The 20573-nt window shown below is 54.8% G+C and carries 20 protein-coding genes; 2 read left to right on the top strand and 18 right to left on the bottom strand.

All coding sequences use genetic code 11. The annotated features are described in order from the left end of the window. Positions 1-894 carry a cysteine synthase CysM gene (cysM, locus tag D9N13_RS14950; protein ID WP_290591745.1) on the bottom strand — a complete coding sequence of 298 codons (894 nt, stop codon included), beginning with the start codon at positions 892-894 and terminating at the stop codon, positions 1-3. Positions 895-1071: 177 nt separating this feature from the next. Here cysM and D9N13_RS14945 point away from each other — a divergent pair, with 177 nt between their 5' ends. Further along, complete coding sequence (locus D9N13_RS14945) at positions 1072-3882, top strand: response regulator (protein ID WP_290591743.1); 2811 nt, start codon at positions 1072-1074, stop codon at positions 3880-3882. An 11-nt stretch (positions 3883-3893) separates the two neighbouring features. On the opposite strand, the gene acpS is transcribed toward D9N13_RS14945, so the two are convergent. The 12 genes from acpS to rpoE form a co-directional block, all read right to left on the bottom strand. After that, positions 3894-4271: a holo-ACP synthase gene (gene acpS, locus D9N13_RS14940; RefSeq protein ID WP_290591741.1), complete on the bottom strand. Its 378-nt coding sequence runs from the start codon at positions 4269-4271 to the stop codon at positions 3894-3896. Then, on the bottom strand, positions 4268-5008 hold the full coding sequence (gene pdxJ, locus D9N13_RS14935; RefSeq protein ID WP_290591739.1) for a pyridoxine 5'-phosphate synthase: 741 nt from the start codon (positions 5006-5008) through the stop codon (positions 4268-4270). The genes acpS and pdxJ overlap by 4 nt, the downstream gene beginning before the upstream one ends. Before the next feature lie 18 nt (positions 5009-5026). After that, on the bottom strand, positions 5027-5743 hold the full coding sequence (gene recO, locus D9N13_RS14930) for a DNA repair protein RecO (protein ID WP_290591737.1): 717 nt from the start codon (positions 5741-5743) through the stop codon (positions 5027-5029). Further along, complete coding sequence (gene era, locus D9N13_RS14925; RefSeq protein WP_290593088.1) at positions 5730-6638, bottom strand: GTPase Era; 909 nt, start codon at positions 6636-6638, stop codon at positions 5730-5732. The genes recO and era overlap by 14 nt, the downstream gene beginning before the upstream one ends. After that, the gene (gene rnc / locus D9N13_RS14920) at positions 6622-7314 is read right to left on the bottom strand and encodes a ribonuclease III (protein ID WP_290591736.1); all 693 of its coding nucleotides are present in this window, start codon (positions 7312-7314) and stop codon (positions 6622-6624) included. The genes era and rnc overlap by 17 nt, the downstream gene beginning before the upstream one ends. Beyond that, positions 7315-7692, bottom strand: a complete 378-nt coding sequence (locus tag D9N13_RS14915; protein WP_290591734.1) for a DUF4845 domain-containing protein — start codon at positions 7690-7692, stop codon at positions 7315-7317. Between the two features lie 30 nt (positions 7693-7722). Next, on the bottom strand, positions 7723-8472 hold the full coding sequence (lepB, locus tag D9N13_RS14910) for a signal peptidase I (RefSeq protein ID WP_290591732.1): 750 nt from the start codon (positions 8470-8472) through the stop codon (positions 7723-7725). Between the two features lie 3 nt (positions 8473-8475). Beyond that, positions 8476-10275: a translation elongation factor 4 gene (gene lepA / locus D9N13_RS14905; protein WP_290591730.1), complete on the bottom strand. Its 1800-nt coding sequence runs from the start codon at positions 10273-10275 to the stop codon at positions 8476-8478. Between the two features lie 119 nt (positions 10276-10394). Further along, complete coding sequence (locus D9N13_RS14900; RefSeq protein WP_290591728.1) at positions 10395-10844, bottom strand: SoxR reducing system RseC family protein; 450 nt, start codon at positions 10842-10844, stop codon at positions 10395-10397. Positions 10845-10885: 41 nt separating this feature from the next. Next, a complete protein-coding gene (locus D9N13_RS14895; protein ID WP_290591726.1) occupies positions 10886-11845 on the bottom strand; it encodes a MucB/RseB C-terminal domain-containing protein in 960 nt (319 codons plus the stop codon). A gap of 4 nt (positions 11846-11849) precedes the next feature. Then, a complete protein-coding gene (locus tag D9N13_RS14890; protein WP_290591725.1) occupies positions 11850-12530 on the bottom strand; it encodes a sigma-E factor negative regulatory protein in 681 nt (226 codons plus the stop codon). Between the two features lie 50 nt (positions 12531-12580). Next, positions 12581-13156 carry an RNA polymerase sigma factor RpoE gene (rpoE, locus tag D9N13_RS14885; protein ID WP_290591723.1) on the bottom strand — a complete coding sequence of 192 codons (576 nt, stop codon included), beginning with the start codon at positions 13154-13156 and terminating at the stop codon, positions 12581-12583. A gap of 263 nt (positions 13157-13419) precedes the next feature. Between rpoE and nadB the strand changes: the two genes are divergently transcribed. Continuing rightward, positions 13420-15039 carry an L-aspartate oxidase gene (nadB, locus tag D9N13_RS14880; RefSeq protein ID WP_290591721.1) on the top strand — a complete coding sequence of 540 codons (1620 nt, stop codon included), beginning with the start codon at positions 13420-13422 and terminating at the stop codon, positions 15037-15039. Here the strand turns inward: nadB and D9N13_RS14875 are convergent. Genes D9N13_RS14875 through D9N13_RS14855 form a run of 5 tightly spaced genes read right to left on the bottom strand, consistent with a single transcriptional unit; the run spans position 15012 to position 20326 of the window. Beyond that, on the bottom strand, positions 15012-15926 hold the full coding sequence (locus D9N13_RS14875; RefSeq protein WP_290591719.1) for an FAD:protein FMN transferase: 915 nt from the start codon (positions 15924-15926) through the stop codon (positions 15012-15014). The genes nadB and D9N13_RS14875 overlap by 28 nt on opposite strands. Before the next feature lies 1 nt (position 15927). Beyond that, positions 15928-17091 (bottom strand): DUF3570 domain-containing protein, encoded by a 1164-nt coding sequence (locus D9N13_RS14870; RefSeq protein ID WP_290591717.1) that lies wholly within the window; start codon positions 17089-17091, stop codon positions 15928-15930. A 12-nt stretch (positions 17092-17103) separates the two neighbouring features. Continuing rightward, positions 17104-17334, bottom strand: a complete 231-nt coding sequence (locus D9N13_RS14865) for a DUF4266 domain-containing protein (protein WP_290591715.1) — start codon at positions 17332-17334, stop codon at positions 17104-17106. After that, a complete protein-coding gene (locus D9N13_RS14860) occupies positions 17331-17864 on the bottom strand; it encodes a TlpA family protein disulfide reductase (protein WP_290591713.1) in 534 nt (177 codons plus the stop codon). Before D9N13_RS14860 ends, D9N13_RS14865 begins: the two co-directional genes overlap by 4 nt. After that, positions 17864-20326 carry a hypothetical protein gene (locus D9N13_RS14855; protein ID WP_290591711.1) on the bottom strand — a complete coding sequence of 821 codons (2463 nt, stop codon included), beginning with the start codon at positions 20324-20326 and terminating at the stop codon, positions 17864-17866. Before D9N13_RS14855 ends, D9N13_RS14860 begins: the two co-directional genes overlap by 1 nt. Between the last annotated feature and the right edge of the window lie 247 nt (positions 20327-20573).

The raw sequence follows: 20573 nt of genomic DNA, 5'->3' as shown, positions 1-20573 counted from the left end.
TCAGGCCGGGTCAAACACGCCTGTGGACAGGTAGCGGTCACCACGATCGCACACAATGGCGACGATCACGGCGTTCTCTACCTGATTGGATAACTGCAGGGCACCTGCTACCGCGCCGCCTGAGGACACACCACAGAAAATTCCTTCTTCACTGGACAACCGGCGCATGGTCACTTCGGCATCCTGTTGGGCAATATCAATGACCCGGTCAACCCGGGACGCATCAAATATCTTGGGCAGATACTCTTCCGGCCAACGCCGGATACCGGGAATGGACGAGCCTTCCCGCGGTTGCAAACCGACGATTTCAATATCGGGGTTCTGTTCCTTGAGGAAACGGGATGTGCCCATGATGGTACCGGTGGTACCCATGGCACTGACAAAGTGGGTAACCGTGCCCCGCGTATCGCGCCAGATTTCCGGGCCGGTTCCTTCATAATGGGCCAGTGGGTTATCCTGATTGGAAAACTGGTCCAGAACCAGTCCACTGCCGTCCCGCTGCATTTGATCAGCCAGATCCCGGGCACCTTCCATCCCCTGATCCTTGCTCACCAGAATCAGTTCAGCGCCATAGGCGGACATGGCAGCACGCCGTTCAGCGCTCATGTTGTCGGGCATGATCAACACCATTTTGTACCCCTTGATGGCAGCAGCCATGGCCAGGGCGATGCCGGTGTTACCGCTGGTGGCCTCAATCAGGGTATCACCGGGTTTGATCAAACCACGCTGCTCCGCATGCTGAATCATGCTGATTGCCGGGCGATCCTTAACCGATCCTGCCGGATTGTTCCCCTCCAGCTTCACGAGAATCGTATTGCTGGTGTCCCCGGGAAGGCGCTGCAATCTAATCAGCGGCGTATTTCCTACAAAGTCTTCAATCGTGGGATAATGCATTGTTCCGATTAACTGTTTGTTTCAGCGGGGGCCTATTGTACCCTGCACGGGGGCCGGGCGCCTAACATTACTGATTATTTGTTGCAGGCCGCGCCAATACTGACCCCGGTGGACGTTTTAACGGTATCGATAGGGAGAAGATGGCATATACTGATTAAAAAGCCATCGGTCGCAAGCGTGAAATTAAAAGAACGATTTAACTTATTGAAAGGATTGGGGTTAAAGTCCCGAGCCCTGACCATCAGCCTGTTACCGGTGCTGGTGATCGGATTGGTACTGGCCAGCCTGTTTACTGCCCAGCGCTTTCAGGAACTTGATCAGTCCCTGCACGACCAGGGTGAAATGATCGCGGCGGCTTTTGCCCATGGTATTTTCGAGAGCATGACCCAGCGCCAGGGCCACACCCTGCCGTTCTATGCCCAGCGCATCCTGGAGGAAGATAACGTTCGTTCGGTCGCCATTCATGAAGTGGATGGCACCCTGATCACCCGCGCCGGCCCCAAAATGCGGCCCTTACCGGAAGGCGTTCCCCTGCTGCCTGACCCCACACGGAAACACGCCAGCAGCCGGCTGACCGATACCACCCTGCGGGTTATACATCCCATTTACCCAGCCTCTTCCTATCACCCCCTGGCCGGCGAAGAAGCCAATGCCGGCTGGCTGGAGGTGGAGATCGACCGTTCCAACCTGGTCATCGCCAAATACCGGAGCCTGCTGTACACCACCTTACTGCTGGTCATCGCCTTGGCCATCAGTGGCGCGGTGGCCATTCGTTTTGCAAACGGCATAGGCAGAGTGGTGGATGGCATCAACAGCGCCCTTACGGAAATGAGCCAGGGGGATCTGGCTGTGCGCCTCAAGGAAGATGCGTACGGGGAACTGCGCACCCTGCAATCGGCGCTGAATCAATTGGGCTCTTCCATTCTGGAAGGTCAGCAGGAACTGCAGCAGAACGTGGACCAGGCCACAGAAGACCTGCGGGAAACCCTGGAAACCATCGAAATCCAAAACATCGAGCTGGACCTGGCGCGCAAGGAAGCGCTGGAGGCCAGCCGCATCAAGTCAGAGTTTCTGGCCAATATGTCCCACGAAATCCGCACCCCCCTGAACGGCATTATCGGCTTTACCAACCTGCTGCTGAAAAGCGACATTTCCCTGACTCAACGGGATTATCTGGACACCATCCAAAAATCCTCCGAGAGCCTGCTCTCCATCATTAACGACATTCTGGACTTCTCCAAGATCGAGGCCGGCAAGCTGGTGCTGGATCAGATTCCACTGAATTTCCAGGAAGTGGTGGAAGATGTGCTGACCATGCTGGCCCCCATGGCCTACGAGAAACATCTGGAACAGGTCAGCCTGTTCTATTCTGATGTGCCCACCGGCGTCATTGGTGACCCGCTGCGCCTAAAACAGATTCTGACCAACCTGGTGAACAATGCCATTAAGTTTACCGAACACGGCGAGGTGGTGATCCGGGTCATGCTGGATGACCAGAAAGACGATTTGGCCACCATAAAGGTGACGGTTTCAGATACCGGAATCGGCCTCACCAAAGAGCAGCAACGCGCTTTGTTCAGCGCCTTTCGCCAGGCCGATACCACCACCGCCAGACGCTTTGGCGGCACCGGCCTGGGGCTGGTGATCTCCAAACACCTGGTGGAGCAGATGCGTGGCGAGATCGGCCTGGACAGTGAACCGGGCCAAGGCTCAACGTTTTGGTTTACATTCCGCGCCAAGGTCCATAATAAAGATGCTTCCTATGTGCCCCTGATCATCAATCAGAGCTGCAAGATTGCCATCTATGATGTGAATGCCACCGTACGCGCCAATCTACGCAACACCCTGCAAAAGCGCAAGATCGAAGTGGTGGAGTACGCCGACATGGGTGCGCTGACCAACTTGTTACGCTCCACCGACAGCGCCCAGCCACAGGCAGTGATTTTAGGTGTCAATGCGCAAAAACCGAAATACACTGAAATCACCCAACTGTGTAAATTGAACCATCATCGAATCCCCCTGATCCTCCATGGCAACCCGGCCGACCAAACCACCCTGGCTGAATTGCTTGACGGCGATCAGCTGCCCTTGATCACCAAGCCACTGTGCCAGCAAAAAACCTACGAAGTGCTGGGGAACCTGCTGGAATCCGACGCATTTGATACAGAAAGTCCGGATCCAAGCTACGACCCACTGACCGTGGACAACCTCACCGCCGAAGACCTCAACATCATTGCCGTGGATGACAACCCCGCCAACCTGAAGTTGCTGTGTGCCCTGCTGGAAGATTTACAGGTCACGGTGACGGCCTGCGACAGCGGCATGAAAGCTTTACAGCAAATTGAACAACGGGATTTTGATCTGGTTCTGATGGACATTCAGATGCCGGTTATGGATGGAGTGGAAACTGCACAGCGGATACGCTCCATGGAAGGAAAGGAAGCACACACCCCTATTATCGCCGTGACAGCCCATGCCCTGGCCAGTGAAAAACATACGCTGCTCAATTCGGGCATGGATGATTACGTCACCAAGCCTATCAATGAAGCCCAACTGATTCACATTATTCATAAATGGACTGGGGTTAATCTGCATGCAGAAGATGACTCTGAATCACGGACTGCTGATGAAAATGGAGGCGAATCGGCGGTGGATATGAAACTTGGCCTGAAGCTGGCAAACAATAAGGAAGACCTGGCCGAAGAAATGCTGGAGATGCTGTTCAACGCCCTGCAGAAAGACAAAGACACCATTCGCGTACTACTGGAAGATGAAGATTACGAGACGCTGCAGGAGGTGGTGCACAAGCTGCATGGAGCCACCCGATATACTGGCGTCCCCTTTTTGCAGGAAGCCTCGCAGGTGCTGGAAGAAAACCTGAAACTGGAAAAATTCGAAGCGGTCAAAGTGTTGACCAATGCCCTGCTCAACGAAATTGAACGGGTCATAGGCTGGTGTGAACAAAACCGGGATATGGCGGCACACTGACCACCAGGGGCCTAGGACTCCAGAATGACAAAGGCCACGGCGTGTTCTTTTTCATCGGAGATGGAAAGGTGGGCCCTGACCACACCCAGTACCTTGGCTTTGTCACTGGCCGGCCCACTGAGCTCCAGAAAAGGCGCCCCCTTGTCATCATTGCAAACAGCAACGTGCTTCCAGGTAATGCCTTCGGCAAACCCCGTCCCCATTGCTTTTACCGCCGCTTCCTTGGCGGCAAAACGCTTGGCCAGATACGCTGCCCCATTGTGCTTTTTCTCATACTCCTTGTATTCCGTTTCCGTCAGCAAGCGCCGGGCAAAGCGATCACCCATGCGTTCCAGGTTTTCCGCCATTCTGGAAACCGTGACGATATCCGTGCCAATACCGACGATCATGGCGCGGCCTGGAGCATCAAACGTTTCATTTCACGAACGGCTTCACCCAATCCACTCAATATTGCACGGGCCATGATCCCATGCCCAATATTAAGCTCATTGATGCCGCCAATCGCAGCGATAATTTCCACATTGTGATAATGCAGACCATGCCCCGCATTCACAGTCAACCCCAACCGGTTACCCAATGCCACGCCATCCTTGATGCGCGCCAATTCCGCCAACTGCGCCGTTTGATTGTCGGCATCGGCAAATGCGCCAGTGTGAATCTCGATAACCGGTGCCCCGGCACGATGGGAGGCTTCAATCTGACTGGGCTCGGCATCAATGAACAGAGACACCTCGATACCCGCTGCAGCCAGGCGCGTGACCGCATCGCTGACCCGCTCAAACTGACCGGCCACATCGAGCCCTCCTTCAGTGGTCAGTTCCTGGCGCTTCTCCGGCACCAGGCACACATGCTCTGGTTGCACGGACAGGGCAAATTCAATCATCTCTTCGGTCACTGCCATTTCAAGGTTCATACGGGTTTGCAGTGTTTGCTTCATGATCCGCACATCCCGTTCCTGAATATGGCGCCGGTCCTCACGCAGATGCACGGTGATGCCATCGGCACCCGCCTCTTCAGCCACCATCGCCGCCTGCACCGGATCAGGGTAGCGGGTGCCCCGCGCCTGTCGCAAGGTGGCCACATGATCCACATTAACACCCAAGAGAATACGATTATGTTGATTCACTGTGTTTAACCTTTGAAATTACTGTGCTGATTGCTTGAACAGTTCCCTGCTGCGCAACGGTTTGTCGCCCAGGTGCGGCGCCAGTGCCTGGCGGCTGAGCTTTTTTGCCGCCAGTGCGACCGCCTGATCATCATAAGCGTGACGGTTTATGGCAAGCAAGTGTTGTCCGGTAAAACAACGCTGTCGCAGCCCAGGGTCGATCGATTGGGTCGCAACCGGTAGAAACCCTTGATCCGGTTCATACAGGTACAGTTGATCCACTTGCAATGGTTGCCCATGCACATCCCACTGTAAGCTGAGTTCGTAACCCAGCTCCGCCAGCAGTATGCGCTCAAAGCGACGCAAGGTGGCTTCCAGCTGGCCGTTTCTCAGCTCGGTGATGACGTTTTGATAATAGCGAAACAGATCGGAAGCAGGCTCTTCTTTATGCAGCAAACGCACCAGCAGTTCATTCACATACAAGCCACTGTACAGCTGCCTGCCAACTAAAAATACCGGTGCCCCGGCTGGCTCCAGAAGACGTCCGGTTTTTAACTCATTACGGCCATCAAAGGTCACCGCCAGCGGGGAAAAAGGCTGGAGCAAGCGGCCTTTCGCCCCCTGCTTGCCCGCCTTACGCACCCCCCGATAAAGCAATGAGGCGCGGCCATGATGCTCTAACAGAAAGTCGCAGATGACACTGCTGTCTCGATAGGGACGGCTATGCAACAGATAGCCAAGATCAGTATTGGCCATCGTCGTAGCCCAGGCTACGGAGCGCACGCTCGTCGTCAGACCAACCGCTTTTCACTTTCACCCAGAGTTTGAGCATGACCTTGGCGTCCAACAGTTTTTCAATGTCCTGGCGCGCTTCTGTGCCCACTTTACGCAGGCGATCACCTTTATCACCAATCACGATACGCTTTTGGCTTGCCTTTTCCACCAGAATCAAAGCGCTGATGTGCCAGACATTGTTTTCGAACTCAAACTCTTCTATTTCCACCGTGCAGGAATACGGCAATTCTTTGCCCAGCTGACGCATCAGTTTCTCGCGCACGGCCTCCGCCGCCATAAAGCGCATGGAGCGATCGGTGATCTGATCCTCAGGGTAAAAAAACTCGCTGGCTGGAAGACGCTGAAAGATTTCTTCTTCAAGTTGGTCAAGCTGGCGGTTACGCAACGCGGAAATGGGCACAATGGCGGCGAAATCCCGCTTCTTAGACAGCTCCTCAATATGAGGCAGCAGAGCGTTCTTATCCTCAACAGAATCCAGTTTGTTGATGGCCAGAATCACCGGCGCCCGATTGGATTGCAGCTTGTGCAATACATGCTCGTCACCTTCATTCCACTTCAGTGCGTCCACTACCATGACGATGACATCCACATCCTTGACCGAACCGGTAGCCGCCCGATTCATCATGCGATTGATCGCACGGCTCTCCTGCTGATGAATTCCCGGGGTATCCACATAGATTGCCTGTACACTGCCCTCAGTCTTGATACCCAGCACCCGATGCCGGGTGGTCTGTGGTTTACGGGAGGTAATACTGATTTTCTGTCCCAGCAGATGATTCATCAGCGTGGACTTACCGACGTTGGGTCGGCCAACAATGGCAACGTAGCCACAACGGGTGTTATCCACCATGATCATTACCTTCCAGTTCAGCAAGTATTTTTCCAGCGGCAATCTGTTCAGCCTGACGCCGGCTCTGGCCTTCCGCACTGGCGGACAATGACAGGCCATCAATTTTGCAGCTCACCACAAAATGCTGGGCGTGAGACTTGCCGGACACATCCACTATTTCGTACTCCGGCAGATCCAGCTTGCGTGCCTGCAGCAGCTCCTGCAAACGCGTCTTGTTGTCTTTATTGGTGTCTTCCAGCGTAATATTCGCCAATCGTTGCTGGAACCAGTTCAGGATCAACTGTTTAGACTGCTCCATACCACCGTCCAGATACACTGCGCCTATGATGGCTTCCACCGCATCCGCCAGAATGGAATCCCGCCGGTGACCGCCGGATTTAAGCTCACCGGGACCCAGTTTCAGGGCCGGACCCAGATCGAATTGCTTGGCGACTTTGGTCAGGGTGGTGCCCTTCACCAGACTGGCACGCAGGCGGCTCAACTGCCCTTCCCGGGCTTGGGGGAATTTTTCAAACAGGGCTTCACCGATAACAAAATTGAGAATGGAATCCCCCAGGAACTCCAGACGTTCGTTATTCCGGGAGCCATCGTGACTGCGGTGGGTCAAGGCCAATTCCAGCAATTCAAACTGCTGGAATTGGTAGTCGATGGTGCGGGCTAACCTGGCTAATCCGTTTTCCATTTAACCTTTGGCTTTTACTGCCACGTCATGCTGAAATTTGAGCATGGCGTCGACGTTGCCATACATCGGAATTCTACGCTCATAAATCACGTTGATTAGAATCTCACCATCTTCTTTCTTGATGACCACCTCTTCTTTTTCCAGCTTTACACCATTCACAGATAAGCGCTTGTTCAGCGTATTGCGAATCTCATTTGGCGCCATCGACCTTGTGGTTTCTTCTTCGGATAAGTTCTTTAATGCCGTTTTAACTGCCATATCATCGAAGTAAGGCGCCCAAAGCTTCATCAGGGTTACCGCTGCAAAAATCAATACCAGCAATATAAACATAGTGGCATAAGTGGATGAACCGTTCTGCTTGTTCTTGTTGATGTGCATATTTTTCACCTCGAATAGGCTCCCGCCGCTCTATTCCACAAACCGGTTGCGATCAAAGCTTGGCACCCACCCGGGCATACTCATCCAGATGGCAAAGGCCCTGCCCACAACGTATTTATCCGGCACGAACCCCCAGAAACGACTGTCCCGGCTGTTATCCCTATTATCACCCAGGACAAAGTAGTGATCTTCGGGAACGGTCCAGGTTTGGGGGCGTTCAGACGGACGCTCCAGAGTGATCATAATATCGTGTTCGATGCCACCCAGTGTCTCATTATAGATTTTAATTTGCGGTTGAGCCGGTGGAAGTTGCGCTTCCAGCACCTGTTCTACCGGTTCCCCATTCAAATACACGACTTTGTTCTCATATTTGATCTCATCTCCCGGCACACCAACCACCCGCTTGATGTAGTTGATACTGGGATTTTCAGGGTATTTGAATACCATGATATCACCGGTTTCCGGCTTGCCGATGGGAACAATGACCGAGCCCACAATCGGCACCCGCAAGCCATAGGCAAATTTATTCACCAATATATAATCGCCCACCAACAGCGTCGGTATCATGGACCCGGTGGGTATTTTAAAGGGTTCCACCAGAAAGGAGCGTAACACCAGTACCACCACCAACACCGGGAAAAACGAAGCCGGAAACTCCACCCACTGGGGTGCCGGTGTCTCAGCACTGCGCTTGCGCTTCAGGAATAACAGATCCAGCAGATAAAAAAAGCCAGTAAAGGCTACCAGCGCTACCAGTACAATCGCAAAATCAAAATCCATTCTTTACTTATCCACCTTCAACACAGCCAGGAATGCATCCTGGGGAATTTCAACCCGGCCCACCTGCTTCATGCGCTTCTTACCTTCTTTTTGTTTTTCCAGTAATTTGCGCTTACGGCTGACATCACCGCCATAGCATTTCGCCAGTACGTTTTTCCGCAGAGCTTTAACGGTCTGGCGGGCAATAATCTTGCTGCCGATAGCAGCCTGAATGGCCACGTCGAACATTTGCCGGGGGATCAGTTCTTTCATACGCTCAGTGAGGGCACGGCCACGATAATCCGCTTGATCCCGATGGCAGATAATGGCGAGTGCATCCACTTTTTCACCATTAATCATCACGTCCACGCGCACCAGGCTGCTGGCATCGAAGCGCATGAATGTGTAATCCAGTGATGCATAACCGCGGCTGGTTGATTTGAGCTTGTCAAAGAAATCCAGCACCACCTCACTGAGTGGAATTTCGTAATGCAGTGCCACCTGGTTACCCATGAACTGCATGTTTTTCTGTACCCCACGCTTTTCCACACAAAGGGTGATCACGTTGCCCAGGTATTCCTGCGGCACCAGTATATTCACATCAGCAATGGGTTCACGGAATTCTTCCACCTTGGATGGATCTGGCAGGGCCGAGGGGTTGTCTACCTGAACGGTTTCACCGCTTTTCAGCAATAACTCGTAAACCACCGTCGGCGCAGTGGTGATCAGGTCCAGATCGTATTCCCGTTCCAGGCGCTCCTGGATGATCTCCATATGGAGCATGCCCAGAAAGCCGCAACGGAATCCAAAGCCCAGCGCATCGGAGGTTTCAGGTTCATAATGCAGTGACGCGTCATTCAGACTGAGCTTGCCCAGCGCGTCACGGAAATGCTCGTAATCATCGGAGCTGACCGGGAACAGGCCGGCATAAACCTGGGGTTTAACCCGCTTGAAACCCGCCAGACTGGGTACATCCGGCGTTTTGGTGTGGGTCAATGTATCCCCCACCGGAGCCCCGTGAATGTCCTTGATCCCCGCTACCAGAAACCCCACTTCACCGGCTTCCAGTACATCGGTTTCCAGCCGTTTGGGCGTGAACACACCCACGGCGTCCACCACATGGTCGCGGCCGGTGGATTTCACACGGATCTTTTCGCCCTTGCGAATACGACCGTCCATAACCCGAATCAGCGACACCACCCCCAGATAATTATCAAACCAGGAGTCGATAATCAGGCACTGCAGTTTACCTTCCCGGTCACCCTGCGGAGGTGGAATAGTGTGCACCAGCCGCTCCAACAGAGCCAATACACCGACACCGGTTTTGGCACTGACCTGGGATGCGTCGGTGGCTTCGATACCAATGATGTCTTCAATTTCCTGGCAGACCCGCTCCGGCTCCGCCTGGGGCAAGTCAATTTTGTTCAACACCGGCATGACTTCCAGCCCCTGATCTATAGCGGTATAGCAGTTTGCCACCGACTGGGCCTCCACACCCTGCCCGGCATCCACCACCAACAGGGCACCTTCACAGGCAGACAGGGAGCGCGACACTTCATAGGAAAAATCCACATGGCCTGGGGTATCTATGAAGTTCAATTGATACTTTTCACCGTTCTCCGACTGGTAATACAGAGTCACGCTCTGGGCCTTGATGGTGATTCCCCGTTCGCGCTCAATATCCATGGAATCAAGCACTTGCGCAGCCATTTCGCGTTCGGTCAGGCCACCGCACTCCTGGATAAAACGGTCTGCAAGGGTGGATTTACCGTGGTCAATATGGGCGATGATGGAAAAGTTTCGAATGTGGCTGATGTCTGTCACAGGCGCGGCATACTTCGATTAAGGGGTGATAGGGAAAAACTGCGGCAATTCTACCGATTTTCAATGGACCTTGCATTAGATGAAATACAAAGCAGTTAAGCCATTGAATTTTATAACATTCAAAGCCCCTGCTGGGGGCCGCCGCAAATTCTGCGCAATACCACGGGCTGGTATCGCTCATCATGCCGGTTGCGGTGGAAGTGCCAGCGCAGGATCACAAACCCCAGTGCCAGGCCAATGATTCCGGCCAGGGCAGTGAGTAAATCCTGCCCCCAGAAAGAATCCGCCAACAGAACCCCAACCATCATTGTTAACAGGGGCATCAAATAGGCCAGTATTGAACTCTTGACCATGATTTCTTCCGGTACGCCCACCACCACCTGATCGCCGATGGTGACATCGATTTCACACACTGCCTGCATATGTATGGCGTTCTGCCCCAACTTGGCTAATGCGCTGTGGCCACATCCGGATTTGGCGGAACAGCTGTCACAGGCGGATTGACGCAAGGTTTCCACCCAGGCCAACCCCGGGTCTTTTGCCACCACTCGACCGGTTTCTTCAATCATGATTACGCTACCGACACCTGATTCCCTGTCACTGTATCCAATCAGGGCGCTGGCGCCAAGGGTTTTACACTGGCGGCAATGCGCTGGGCAGTGGCCATGGGGATTTCACCCACCACGGTCACCATGGCGCCCGGAATATTCCGATGCACCGCCACCGTTGCCCCATGCGCACTGACGTTTTCACTGATGGGCTCTGAACGCGGTTCATGGAACACAGTAAACGAGGCGAGGCCATCGGTGTAAGCGCGGGTTGAAACCTGCCCCTGGCCCGGGAAACGGGCTACCCGCTGCGATTCAACGAATCCTTCCGGCAGCCAGCCCGGCACCCAGTGATCAGCGGGCAGCGCCTGGCTATCGCCGTCCGACCGGGTAGAGGATTGAGCACGGGTCAGCCCCTGCCCCGGCTCAAAATCGGAAGCAGTAAGCGGTTGATCGAGGTTAATATTAACGTATTCAAACACTTCCAAGGCCTCTCCAGTGCTGGGCAGCGTCTGAGAGCGCAGGATCACCCCGGATTGGGTATCCAGCCAAAGACTGTATCCATAGCGGTGGGAGTCCAGGGGTGAAAGGTTCAGCCTGACCGATTCGCGCCCGGCCACCCGTTCGACGCCGGCGCGCTCAAAGCGGTAATAGCGGGTCACGGACTGCATGCTCTGATCCAGCGCGGTCCAGCGACTGACAGGGGCTTTCACTGCCACCCCGGTGGCTTGTCGCGGATGCAGGCAATATACTGCGGCACCCTGACGGATAATCTCCGCGGGCTCTCCACTCATGTGCACCACCCTCTCCCAAACCTCACCATCAATGGGCGCATGGTACACCTTCAATGACACCATTCGACCACCGGTTAGCAGCACGGAGTGTCCACTGAAGCTGGACTGACTGGCGCTGGCCAACCGCCCTTTGAGCCACTGCTCTGCAGATTCCTCGGCCGCTTGCAGGGAAGGATTCAGGCAAGCCCCCAAAGCCAGCAAGGCCAGCCAACTGTAACGCTTGCGCATTCGCCTACTGCCCCGCATCAGTCCTGGGCATATCTTTCTGCGCTGGCTTGACCGTTACCACCCGCGCGTAGGGTGTTACGCCACTGGCGGTATTCACTGCGGCATTACTGGAATGGGAGAGAAGATAGTAATTGAGCCGATCATCCAACTCCGGGTTGAAGCGAATCATTTCCGGCTGCATAACCAGATTCGGATTACCGGATGCACTGGTTTGAGATACCGCCATCAACGGACTGTTGCCGGACACCGCCACCGGCGCCATGGACGCCGCGCTGGAAGCAACCGCCGGCGCACCCTGGGACGGTCCACCGGTAAAGTTCTGCCAGCCCAGGATCACCGCCGCCGATACGGAGGCCGCCACCGCCACATTGGCAAACGGCTTGGCCAGCATTGCCGTCACCGGTTTTTTACCCCGGCCGGGGGCAGGCAACAGCGACGGTTCCTGCTCAATGGCCTGCTGTACACGGGCAGAGAGATCGATATCCATCCAGGTCCGGGCCTGCCCTGCAGTCTGGCGACGCAGCACAGCACTGGCCAATTGATATCGGCTCCACTTTCGGCACAGCGCCTGATCCTGCTCGATGCTGTTGAGCACCCGCCGCAGTTCCAGCTCACTGACTTCGCCATCCATCAATGCCGACAGTTCCTCGGCATTTCTGTCCAGGTCTTTATTACCCATATTCATACCCTTAACCTGCTGCTCTTACCTGCTGTCCACTCAACGGCAACCCAACCCTAGGCCTGCATTGCCTGAATGCGTTTATCGATCGCTTCCCGCCCCCGAAAAATCCGGGATCGGACTGTCCCCACGGGGCAATCCATGACTTCAGCAATCTCTTCATAACTAAGACCATCAAATTCACGTAATGTCACCGCAGTCCGTAAATCATCTGGTAATTCCCGCAATGCTTCATACACCACCGCCTCCAACTGATCCCGCATCATTTCTTTCTCGGGATCCGCGGATTCGCGCAGGGCATCGCCACCACTGTAGTATTCTGCGTCACTGACTTCCACGTCAGTGTCCGGCGGCCTGCGCCCCTTGGACACCAAATGGTTCTTGGCCGTATTGACGGCAATTCGGTAGATCCACGTATAAAACGCGCTATCTCCGCGAAATCGATCCAGAGCCCGATACGCCTTCACAAACGCATCCTGCGCCACATCCATGGCCTCGTCCGGATCCCGCACAAAGCGCCCGATTACCGCCAGCACCTTGTGTTGATATTTCTTTACCAATAAGTCAAAGGCTCTTTTATCGCCTTGTTGTACACGCTCTACCAACAGCTGATCGGGATGACGCTCAGCCATCTATCAAAACTCCCCATTCAGGCTTCCCACTACATAGGATGGAAGCATATCTACACAGACCCTATACAGCCGGCAAAGTTCCGCTGCCTGCCGTATCCAGATCATATTCCGCTTTCAGAATTTCAAAAGCACCTGCTGCCACGCAGGGGTGGCCATCAAACTAGCATGTCGACGGCATTCTGGCGTTATAATAGCTCCTTTCGCTGTCCAACTGGCAGCCTTATATAATCCAATTTGGCAGCGGGCCTGCCGGAAACATCTCTATGACTCGATTCAAGCATGACATTCTGATCATCGGCAGTGGTGCAGCCGGTCTCACCGCGGCTCTCCACCTGGCGCCATTCAGTAAAGTGGGGGTACTGAGCAAAGGCCCCCTCACGGCCGCCAACACCTACTACGCCCAGGGTGGCGTGGCGGCTGTGCTGGATGAGGGAGACTCCGTGGAGGCCCACATCAACGATACCCTGATCGCCGGTGGCGGCCTGTGCCGCGAAGAAGCGGTGCGCTTCACCGTGGAAAATGGCCCGGATGCCATCCGCTGGCTAATCCGGCAGGGGGTAGGCTTTACCCGTGAGGTGCACGATGACGGTCGGCGCGAATACCATTTAACCCGGGAAGGCGGTCACAGCCACCGGCGGGTCATCCATGCGGCCGATGCCACCGGCTTTGCCATTTCCAGCACCCTGATCGAGAAAGTCCAGCATCAGCAAAACGTGAGCCTGTTCGAATCCCGCGTGGCCATCGACCTGATTACCAGCCAGAAATTGGGGCTGAGCGGCAAACGGGTATTCGGTGCCTACGTGTTGAATAACGACACCCTGGAAGTGGAAGTACACGAAGCGAAATTTGTGCTGTTGGCCACCGGTGGCGCCAGCAAGGCATATCTCTACACATCGAACCCGGATGTGGCCACCGGCGACGGCATCGCCATGGCCTGGCGAGCGGGCTGCCGGGTGGGCAACATGGAGTTCAACCAATTTCACCCTACCTGTCTTTACCATCCGGAGGCGCGCTCGTTCCTCATCACTGAAGCCATTCGAGGTGAAGGCGGTCTGCTGAAATTACCCAACGGCGAGCGCTTTATGGATCGTTTCCATGAGATGGGTGAGCTGGCACCCCGGGACATTGTTGCCCGGGCCATTGACCACGAGATGAAGCGCCTGGGGGTGGACTGCCTGTATCTGGATATCAGCCACAAACCCGAGGCGTTCATCCGCAGCCATTTTCCCACCGTTTATGACCGCTGCATCAGCCTGGGCATCGATATTTCACAGGAGCCCATCCCGGTGGTACCGGCAGCCCACTATACCTGCGGTGGCGTGCTGACGGACCTGCGCGGGCGCACCGACCTGGGCGGGCTGTACGCCATCGGTGAAACCGCCTTCACCGGATTGCACGGCGCCAACCGCATGGCCAGCAACTCACTGCTGGAGTGTATGGTGTTTGCCATTTCTGCCAGCAAGGATATTGGTGAGCTGCTGGCCTGTGCACCGGAGATTCCCGCCATTGCGGATTGGGATGAAAGTCAGGTTACCGACTCCGATGAGGCGGTGGTTATTTCCCACAACTGGGAGGAGCTGCGCCGCTTCATGTGGGACTACGTCGGTATCGTCCGCACCGACAAACGCCTGCAACGGGCCACCCATCGGGTCAACCTGCTGAAACAGGAAATTCTGGAGTACTACAGTAACTTTAAGGTGAGCAATGACCTGATTGAATTGCGCAACCTGGTGCAGATCGCTGAACTGATCATACGTTGCGCCCTAACCCGCAGGGAAAGCCGTGGCCTGCATTACACATTGAATTATCCGGACACAATGGACGAAGCCAGAGACACGTTGCTGGTACCGGGTAACTATGCTTCGGATGCCTGGGCTGAGTGAAGATTCCCCAGGATCTGCCCCTGGTCATTCAAGGCAATCCAATCCATTCCCAACTGCTGCAACCAGTGCGCGCCATGCTCGCCCTTGAGCATGGCAACGGTGCAGGCGGTGCCGGCTAACAGACAGTGTTCCGCCACCACCGTAACCGCAGTCAGGCCACTGACCGGCCAACCGGTGTGCGGGTTTAGAATGTGCCCGTAACGCTTCCCGTTATATACAATAGCCCGTTCATAGTCGCCGCTGCTGGCCACCGCCCCCCTGCCCAGATCCAACCGCGCCAAAGCGGCCTCCGGCTTATTCGGATCACGCACCCCCACTTTCCAGGGGCTGCCATCCGGGTGTGGTCCGATTACACGAATGTCGCCCCCGAGTTCGATCAGGCCGTGTTTGACACCCAGACTAAGGGCCACCGCTGCCGCACTGTCCGCCGCATATTCTTTCACATAGCCGCCGAAATCCACTTCCATCCCCGCAACCGGGAAGGACAGCACCGGGTTACACCAATGCACCTTGTGCCAACCAATGCCGGGCAGTATGGCGTCGATGTCGGCCTGGCTGGGCAGGTTGCCCCGGCTAAAATCCCACACCCGGCGCAATACGCCGGAGGTAATATCAAACAGGCCATCGGTTTCCCGAAACAGGGTATCGGCATAATCCAACAGCCCGGCAGCCTCTGCATCCAGCTCGATGGCGGCACCGGTTTGCGCTGCGGCCATGATCTGGGCCGCCAGGCTATCCTGCCGATAACGGGAGTATTTTTTTTCCAGCCGCAGAACTTCAGCCACCACGGCGTTCATCACATTCCTGCCAACGGCGGCCTCATCCAGATAAAGATGCACTCTACAGGGGGAACCCATGGCACGAAACCCGTGCTGCATCAGCTCCATATCAGAACCGATAATCCACCCCCAAAGTCAACAACCTGTAATCCACCAGAAACGGGCTGGGCTCTGCCACGGATTTGAGGGCGTAATCCCCATCACTGTTGTAGTGTTCAAAATACAGATTCACGCCGAACGCAGGCTGATAATAACCAATCCCCAAGCCATAGGCGATGGCGCCGTAGGGCGACAGGCGGAAGTCTGATGACTGATCCCCACTGCGGGTGCCACGGTCGGTGGGCACGTAAAACTCCGCCTGACTCTGAGAGTAGTAGCGCACCCGGGGCGACACTGTGAAGGCATCAGTAAACGACTGATACCAGGCCAGCTCCAGCGTGTGGGATGCGATATCCCAATCATCCTGGTAATAGCGATAATCCACATGAAACGCCGCATTCACTGCTTTGAGAAAATAGCGGGAACGCCCGCTGAATGCCCATTGCTGGCGGGAATCCGGGCGAATATCCCGGCTCCGATAAGGATCCGACAAATAGCCATCATACCAACCCAAATACAGGCCAAGCTGGGTCTGCCACACGGGACTGTGCACCCTGGCACGAGCCACATAAGCGTTCAGAAAACTGCGCTTCTCCGCCACAGTACGGTTAATGCCGGCTTCCGGCACCGGCTCCAATTCATCATGGGAAAAGCCGACGCCACCGGACCAGGTGGTAACCCCATCCACGCTGGTACGCTCCGCATCAATGCTGCCGTTAATCGATTCATAATCGTCCTCCCTGGAAAAGCCCAGCACCAATGCTTCACTGCCACCGTTGCCATAGTGCCGCAGTTCAGCGGACATATCAGTGCGGGTATCCTTAATGCTCGCTCCGGTCATAACCAGAACCGATTCACCCTGGCCGTTGTCCACTACAGCCCTGGCCGAGGCTCCGGTCATGGACTCGTACAGGGCATCCACCGTTAAAGAAAACCGCTCGCCCACGGGCGCCACCAGGCGCAACTGGTGCGTACCGATCTCGTAACGCTGGTTGCTGCCCAACAGCACCTGGTTACTGTCAACATCGTCCTCGTGATAATCCGTATAGCGATAGCCAAGTTCGCTTTTGGTGGGCAACTCCGCAGCCTGGGCCAATTGTGCAATAGCAGGTAATGCAAGGGCAGCACCGGTGAGGGCCGCCAGGGTGCCTGATGTTTTATTATTATGCTTCATTTGACCTCGGATCTAGTAACAACCACAACCGCCTCCACCGGTACCAACTCCGCCGGAAGCCCCCTCTTTTGCCGTGTAAACATGTTCACGAAGCGCAGACATCATGGGATCCGGCTGCCAGGCCATTTGCGGGCGCGCCAGATCTCCCCGCTGCCATGGTTTAACCACCGCTGTTTCACAACCGCTCAACACGCTCATAATGAGCACCGTGCCAACCAGCACATTGGCAAAACGCACTTTCATAGACGCTCCTTCTCCTGCAGTAGCTGCTGAATCAGTTTGGATAATTTTTCAGTATCACTGGGTTTAAATCCGGTATGTGTGAACCTGAGTTTGCCGCTGTGATCAAGCAGAAACGCAGTGGGCATCCCCGCCACACCATACCGCTCTGGTGTGGTTTGCCGCTGATCAAACAGGATGGGATAGGTGATGGCCTTATCTTGCAAAAAACGCCGGGCGGCGCTTTCCGTGGTATCAAGATTAATGGCAACCACTTCGAAGCCGCGCGATTTGAATCGGGCGTAGAGTGTTTCAAGTTCCGGCAACGACAGAGCACAGGGCGCACACCAGGACGCCCAAAAATCCAGATAGACCACCTTCCCCGTCAAATCCGACAATCGGAGTGAGCCCGATTGCCAGAGCTGCGATCCGCCAGCATCGGATTGCGCTAACAAAGGCAGATTAAAATCGGGGGCTGACTGGGCAAACACACTTACCCTGGGTAACAGGATAAGCGTGATGACCAATGCACTGATCAAAAGCCGGTACACCATCAAAGCGTCTTCAGGTATTCAATAACCGCTCGGGTTTCGGCTTCGCTCAACACCCGGGTAAATTCATGGCCTGAATTGCTATTGCTGAAATCCCGGGTATTGAAGATCTTGCGGCGATCAATTTGGGTCTGGGTACCATAGGGCTTACTCAAGAAACCCAGAATCCAGATATCATCTTTAAGGCTATCAAGCCACTGATACAGGAGATTATTGATAACCCGATTGTCACCACTGCATTCAGCGGCAGGTGTATCCTGGCGGCTGCAATACTCACGGTATTTCCACCCCACCTGCTCCTCAAGATCATAAGCTGACAGGCTCATATCATAACCTTTGATTGGCCCCGCCACCGGTGAGTCAAACCGGCTCCAGATGGCAGGCCGTTCACTGGGCTGTAAAACCTGGCGCAATGTGGGAACCGAACCATTATGAAAATAAGGTGAGGATGCCCACACGCCATACAACGGCGGAGCCAGGTAACCGACCTGCTCCTCCCAGCCACAAAGCCCTTCCACCGGGCGCCCGTCAGGATTAATAATCGGATAGGCAAAGTCATCAATATACTCTTTAAGCGCGCCCTTCTCGCCGGGAGGCACATAACCCTCTACCCCGTCGGGATATCCCCACCAGGTACTTTTGAAAACTTCACGCACCTCGGAAGAAATGGACAATGCCCGCGCCGGATCAGTGCCGATGATATCCAGTGGAACCACATAGGACGCCACGCCCTCGAGCACAGGATCTTCCAGAAACGCCGGATCGTTAACGAAGCGGGGGGAGTACGCGCCATGACAACCGGCACAGGAACCATTTCCCTGCGGACGGGGAATGGCAGCATTGGTGGCATCTGCCCACAAATCCTTACTGTGGAAAATAATCGCTCCCTGCCGGGCAAGTGCAACATCGACTACATAAGGAAATACCGGTGCAACCTGGGCATCAACATAGGCCTGTAAATATTGATCCCATTCTTCGGTAACGGCGCGTCGCGCGGCACCGCTTTGCAACAGGTTCACCTGATCGGCCGCCGCCATATCAATACGCGTTGCATCAACCGATAGCCCACCATCGAAAAACTTACGGGGCCGGTGACTGGTGTTCCACCAGTTGGGCATATCCTGGTTGCCGTGATAGGAGTGATTAAAGGGCAGTTTGATGGGATTGGGCGCCAATGACAGGGTATCCACATCCCAGATCAGCGTGAGCAGATCAAATGCACCGACCGCATTGGAGGTACCACGGGTATTGTTTAACGAAATGGGCAGCAGACCGCCCACCAGGCCGCGGGAAAGATCACGCATAAAAATCATCATATCAGTGTTGGTATTGCCCATCCCCGGAATGGAGCCCAGCCCTTCACCGTCCTCGGCGTATCCGATCTGTCCACCATGACAGATATAGCAGTTCATACTGATGCGGCCGTTATAATTACCATCGTCATCGCGCCCCTGAATTAATCCCATGGGCAATTGGCCACTGCCCCCGCTGGTATTAACCGGGTCTTCCCCCGGCAGCGGATAAGGATTGGGGTAAGGCGCCGGATTAAAGCCGTAACGCTCAGTCAACAGGCGGTCGAAGTTTTGCGGACGTGCGCTCATGCCCCAGGCTTTCCACAAATTGTTAAGAACATCGGCCGATACGGCAATGTCCGTCATGGCTGCACGTTGATTGGCAAAGAAATCACCGGCGGTCACCCTGGCCCGGTATGCTCCGCAGGTTTTCGGCGCCTGTTCAGACTCGGGCAGATTGGTATGACAATCCTGGTAAAACGAATTATAAAATACCGCTTTACCAGCATTGACACCGGGGCGAATCAAAGTGCGCGGATCAGCGGGCAACGGTGCATCGTCCGCCAGATCCTGACAGTACTGGTTCCATAAATGGCTGCCATGAGAACTACCCAGCAACGCCCCAGCGGGTTCAGGTTCGGGTACCTGTGGATCGGGTTCCGGTTGTGATAATAAAGAGCAATTTTGCGGTTGCTCCCAGCAACTCAATAATGTTGCCACTTGTTGGTACTTGTCGCTGCCCTGGGGCCAGGTTTTGCCGCCGGAGTGAGGCTCAGAAACCAAAGCATTTTCAACCAACAACAGATTGCTTTCGACGCCTTTTCCCAAATCAATCCAAGCTTGCTCAAAGCTTAGGTAATTCGACCGGCTTTCCAGCAACACAAAACGATCACCGTCCTCCGTATCCGCCACCCCGCCGGGCACATGACAAACGCCGCAGTAACTCATCTCAGGTTCGATATAACGGTTGAAGTAAACTTCTAAAGCAGACGAATTATCTTCATTATTCCGGGGAGCTTGCGGCGACCCCGAGTTCACTGAGGCGGACACATCACCTTCACTATCCTGGCTACCGCTGTAATCTCCGCCGCAGCCTGTTAGCAGCATTATGGCCGCACACAACATTCCCAGTTGCCACTTAAAGCTAAACAGTTGTATACACGTAACTTTCACAACCTTCTCCTGTAAAACTTGTTATTCGTGTTCTCATCACAGGATCAAATCCAACAGCGGACGAAGCCGACGGTGGTATGCAGGTTACTGCGAGCACAGGAACAGACTCAAGATTTGGACTGGCCAATTACGACACCACCATGCCATACTGAATTGGTGAAGCAGAAATTGACTCAGCTGAGAAGTTTGGTCACGACAACAGGCTGGAATTTTCGTTGATGTCCGGCCATATTATTTTGCAGCCAAG

It is taken from the genome of Ketobacter sp. GenoA1 (assembly GCF_003671475.1).
Taxonomy (GTDB): Bacteria; Pseudomonadota; Gammaproteobacteria; order Pseudomonadales; family Ketobacteraceae; genus Ketobacter.
The sequence above is the reverse complement of the archived record's forward strand: the minus strand, read 5'-3'. Positions and strand labels throughout refer to the sequence as shown.

What these genes read in the sequence shown, in the direction of transcription:
- cysM (WP_290591745.1), bottom strand. Translation starts at nt 894, where the DNA reads ATGCATTATCCCACGATTGAAGACTTTGTAGGAAATACGCCGCTGATT.
- acpS (WP_290591741.1), bottom strand. Translation starts at nt 4,271, where the DNA reads ATGATCGTCGGTATTGGCACGGATATCGTCACGGTTTCCAGAATGGCG.
- recO (WP_290591737.1), bottom strand. Translation starts at nt 5,743, where the DNA reads ATGGCCAATACTGATCTTGGCTATCTGTTGCATAGCCGTCCCTATCGA.
- era (WP_290593088.1), bottom strand. Translation starts at nt 6,638, where the DNA reads ATGATCATGGTGGATAACACCCGTTGTGGCTACGTTGCCATTGTTGGC.
- rnc (WP_290591736.1), bottom strand. Translation starts at nt 7,314, where the DNA reads ATGGAAAACGGATTAGCCAGGTTAGCCCGCACCATCGACTACCAATTC.
- D9N13_RS14915 (WP_290591734.1), bottom strand. Translation starts at nt 7,692, where the DNA reads ATGCACATCAACAAGAACAAGCAGAACGGTTCATCCACTTATGCCACT.
- lepB (WP_290591732.1), bottom strand. Translation starts at nt 8,472, where the DNA reads ATGGATTTTGATTTTGCGATTGTACTGGTAGCGCTGGTAGCCTTTACT.
- D9N13_RS14900 (WP_290591728.1), bottom strand. Translation starts at nt 10,844, where the DNA reads ATGATTGAAGAAACCGGTCGAGTGGTGGCAAAAGACCCGGGGTTGGCC.
- D9N13_RS14895 (WP_290591726.1), bottom strand. Translation starts at nt 11,845, where the DNA reads ATGCGCAAGCGTTACAGTTGGCTGGCCTTGCTGGCTTTGGGGGCTTGC.
- D9N13_RS14890 (WP_290591725.1), bottom strand. Translation starts at nt 12,530, where the DNA reads ATGAATATGGGTAATAAAGACCTGGACAGAAATGCCGAGGAACTGTCG.
- rpoE (WP_290591723.1), bottom strand. Translation starts at nt 13,156, where the DNA reads ATGGCTGAGCGTCATCCCGATCAGCTGTTGGTAGAGCGTGTACAACAA.
- nadB (WP_290591721.1), top strand. Translation starts at nt 13,420, where the DNA reads ATGACTCGATTCAAGCATGACATTCTGATCATCGGCAGTGGTGCAGCC.
- D9N13_RS14875 (WP_290591719.1), bottom strand. Translation starts at nt 15,926, where the DNA reads ATGGAGCTGATGCAGCACGGGTTTCGTGCCATGGGTTCCCCCTGTAGA.
- D9N13_RS14870 (WP_290591717.1), bottom strand. Translation starts at nt 17,091, where the DNA reads ATGAAGCATAATAATAAAACATCAGGCACCCTGGCGGCCCTCACCGGT.
- D9N13_RS14865 (WP_290591715.1), bottom strand. Translation starts at nt 17,334, where the DNA reads ATGAAAGTGCGTTTTGCCAATGTGCTGGTTGGCACGGTGCTCATTATG.
- D9N13_RS14860 (WP_290591713.1), bottom strand. Translation starts at nt 17,864, where the DNA reads ATGGTGTACCGGCTTTTGATCAGTGCATTGGTCATCACGCTTATCCTG.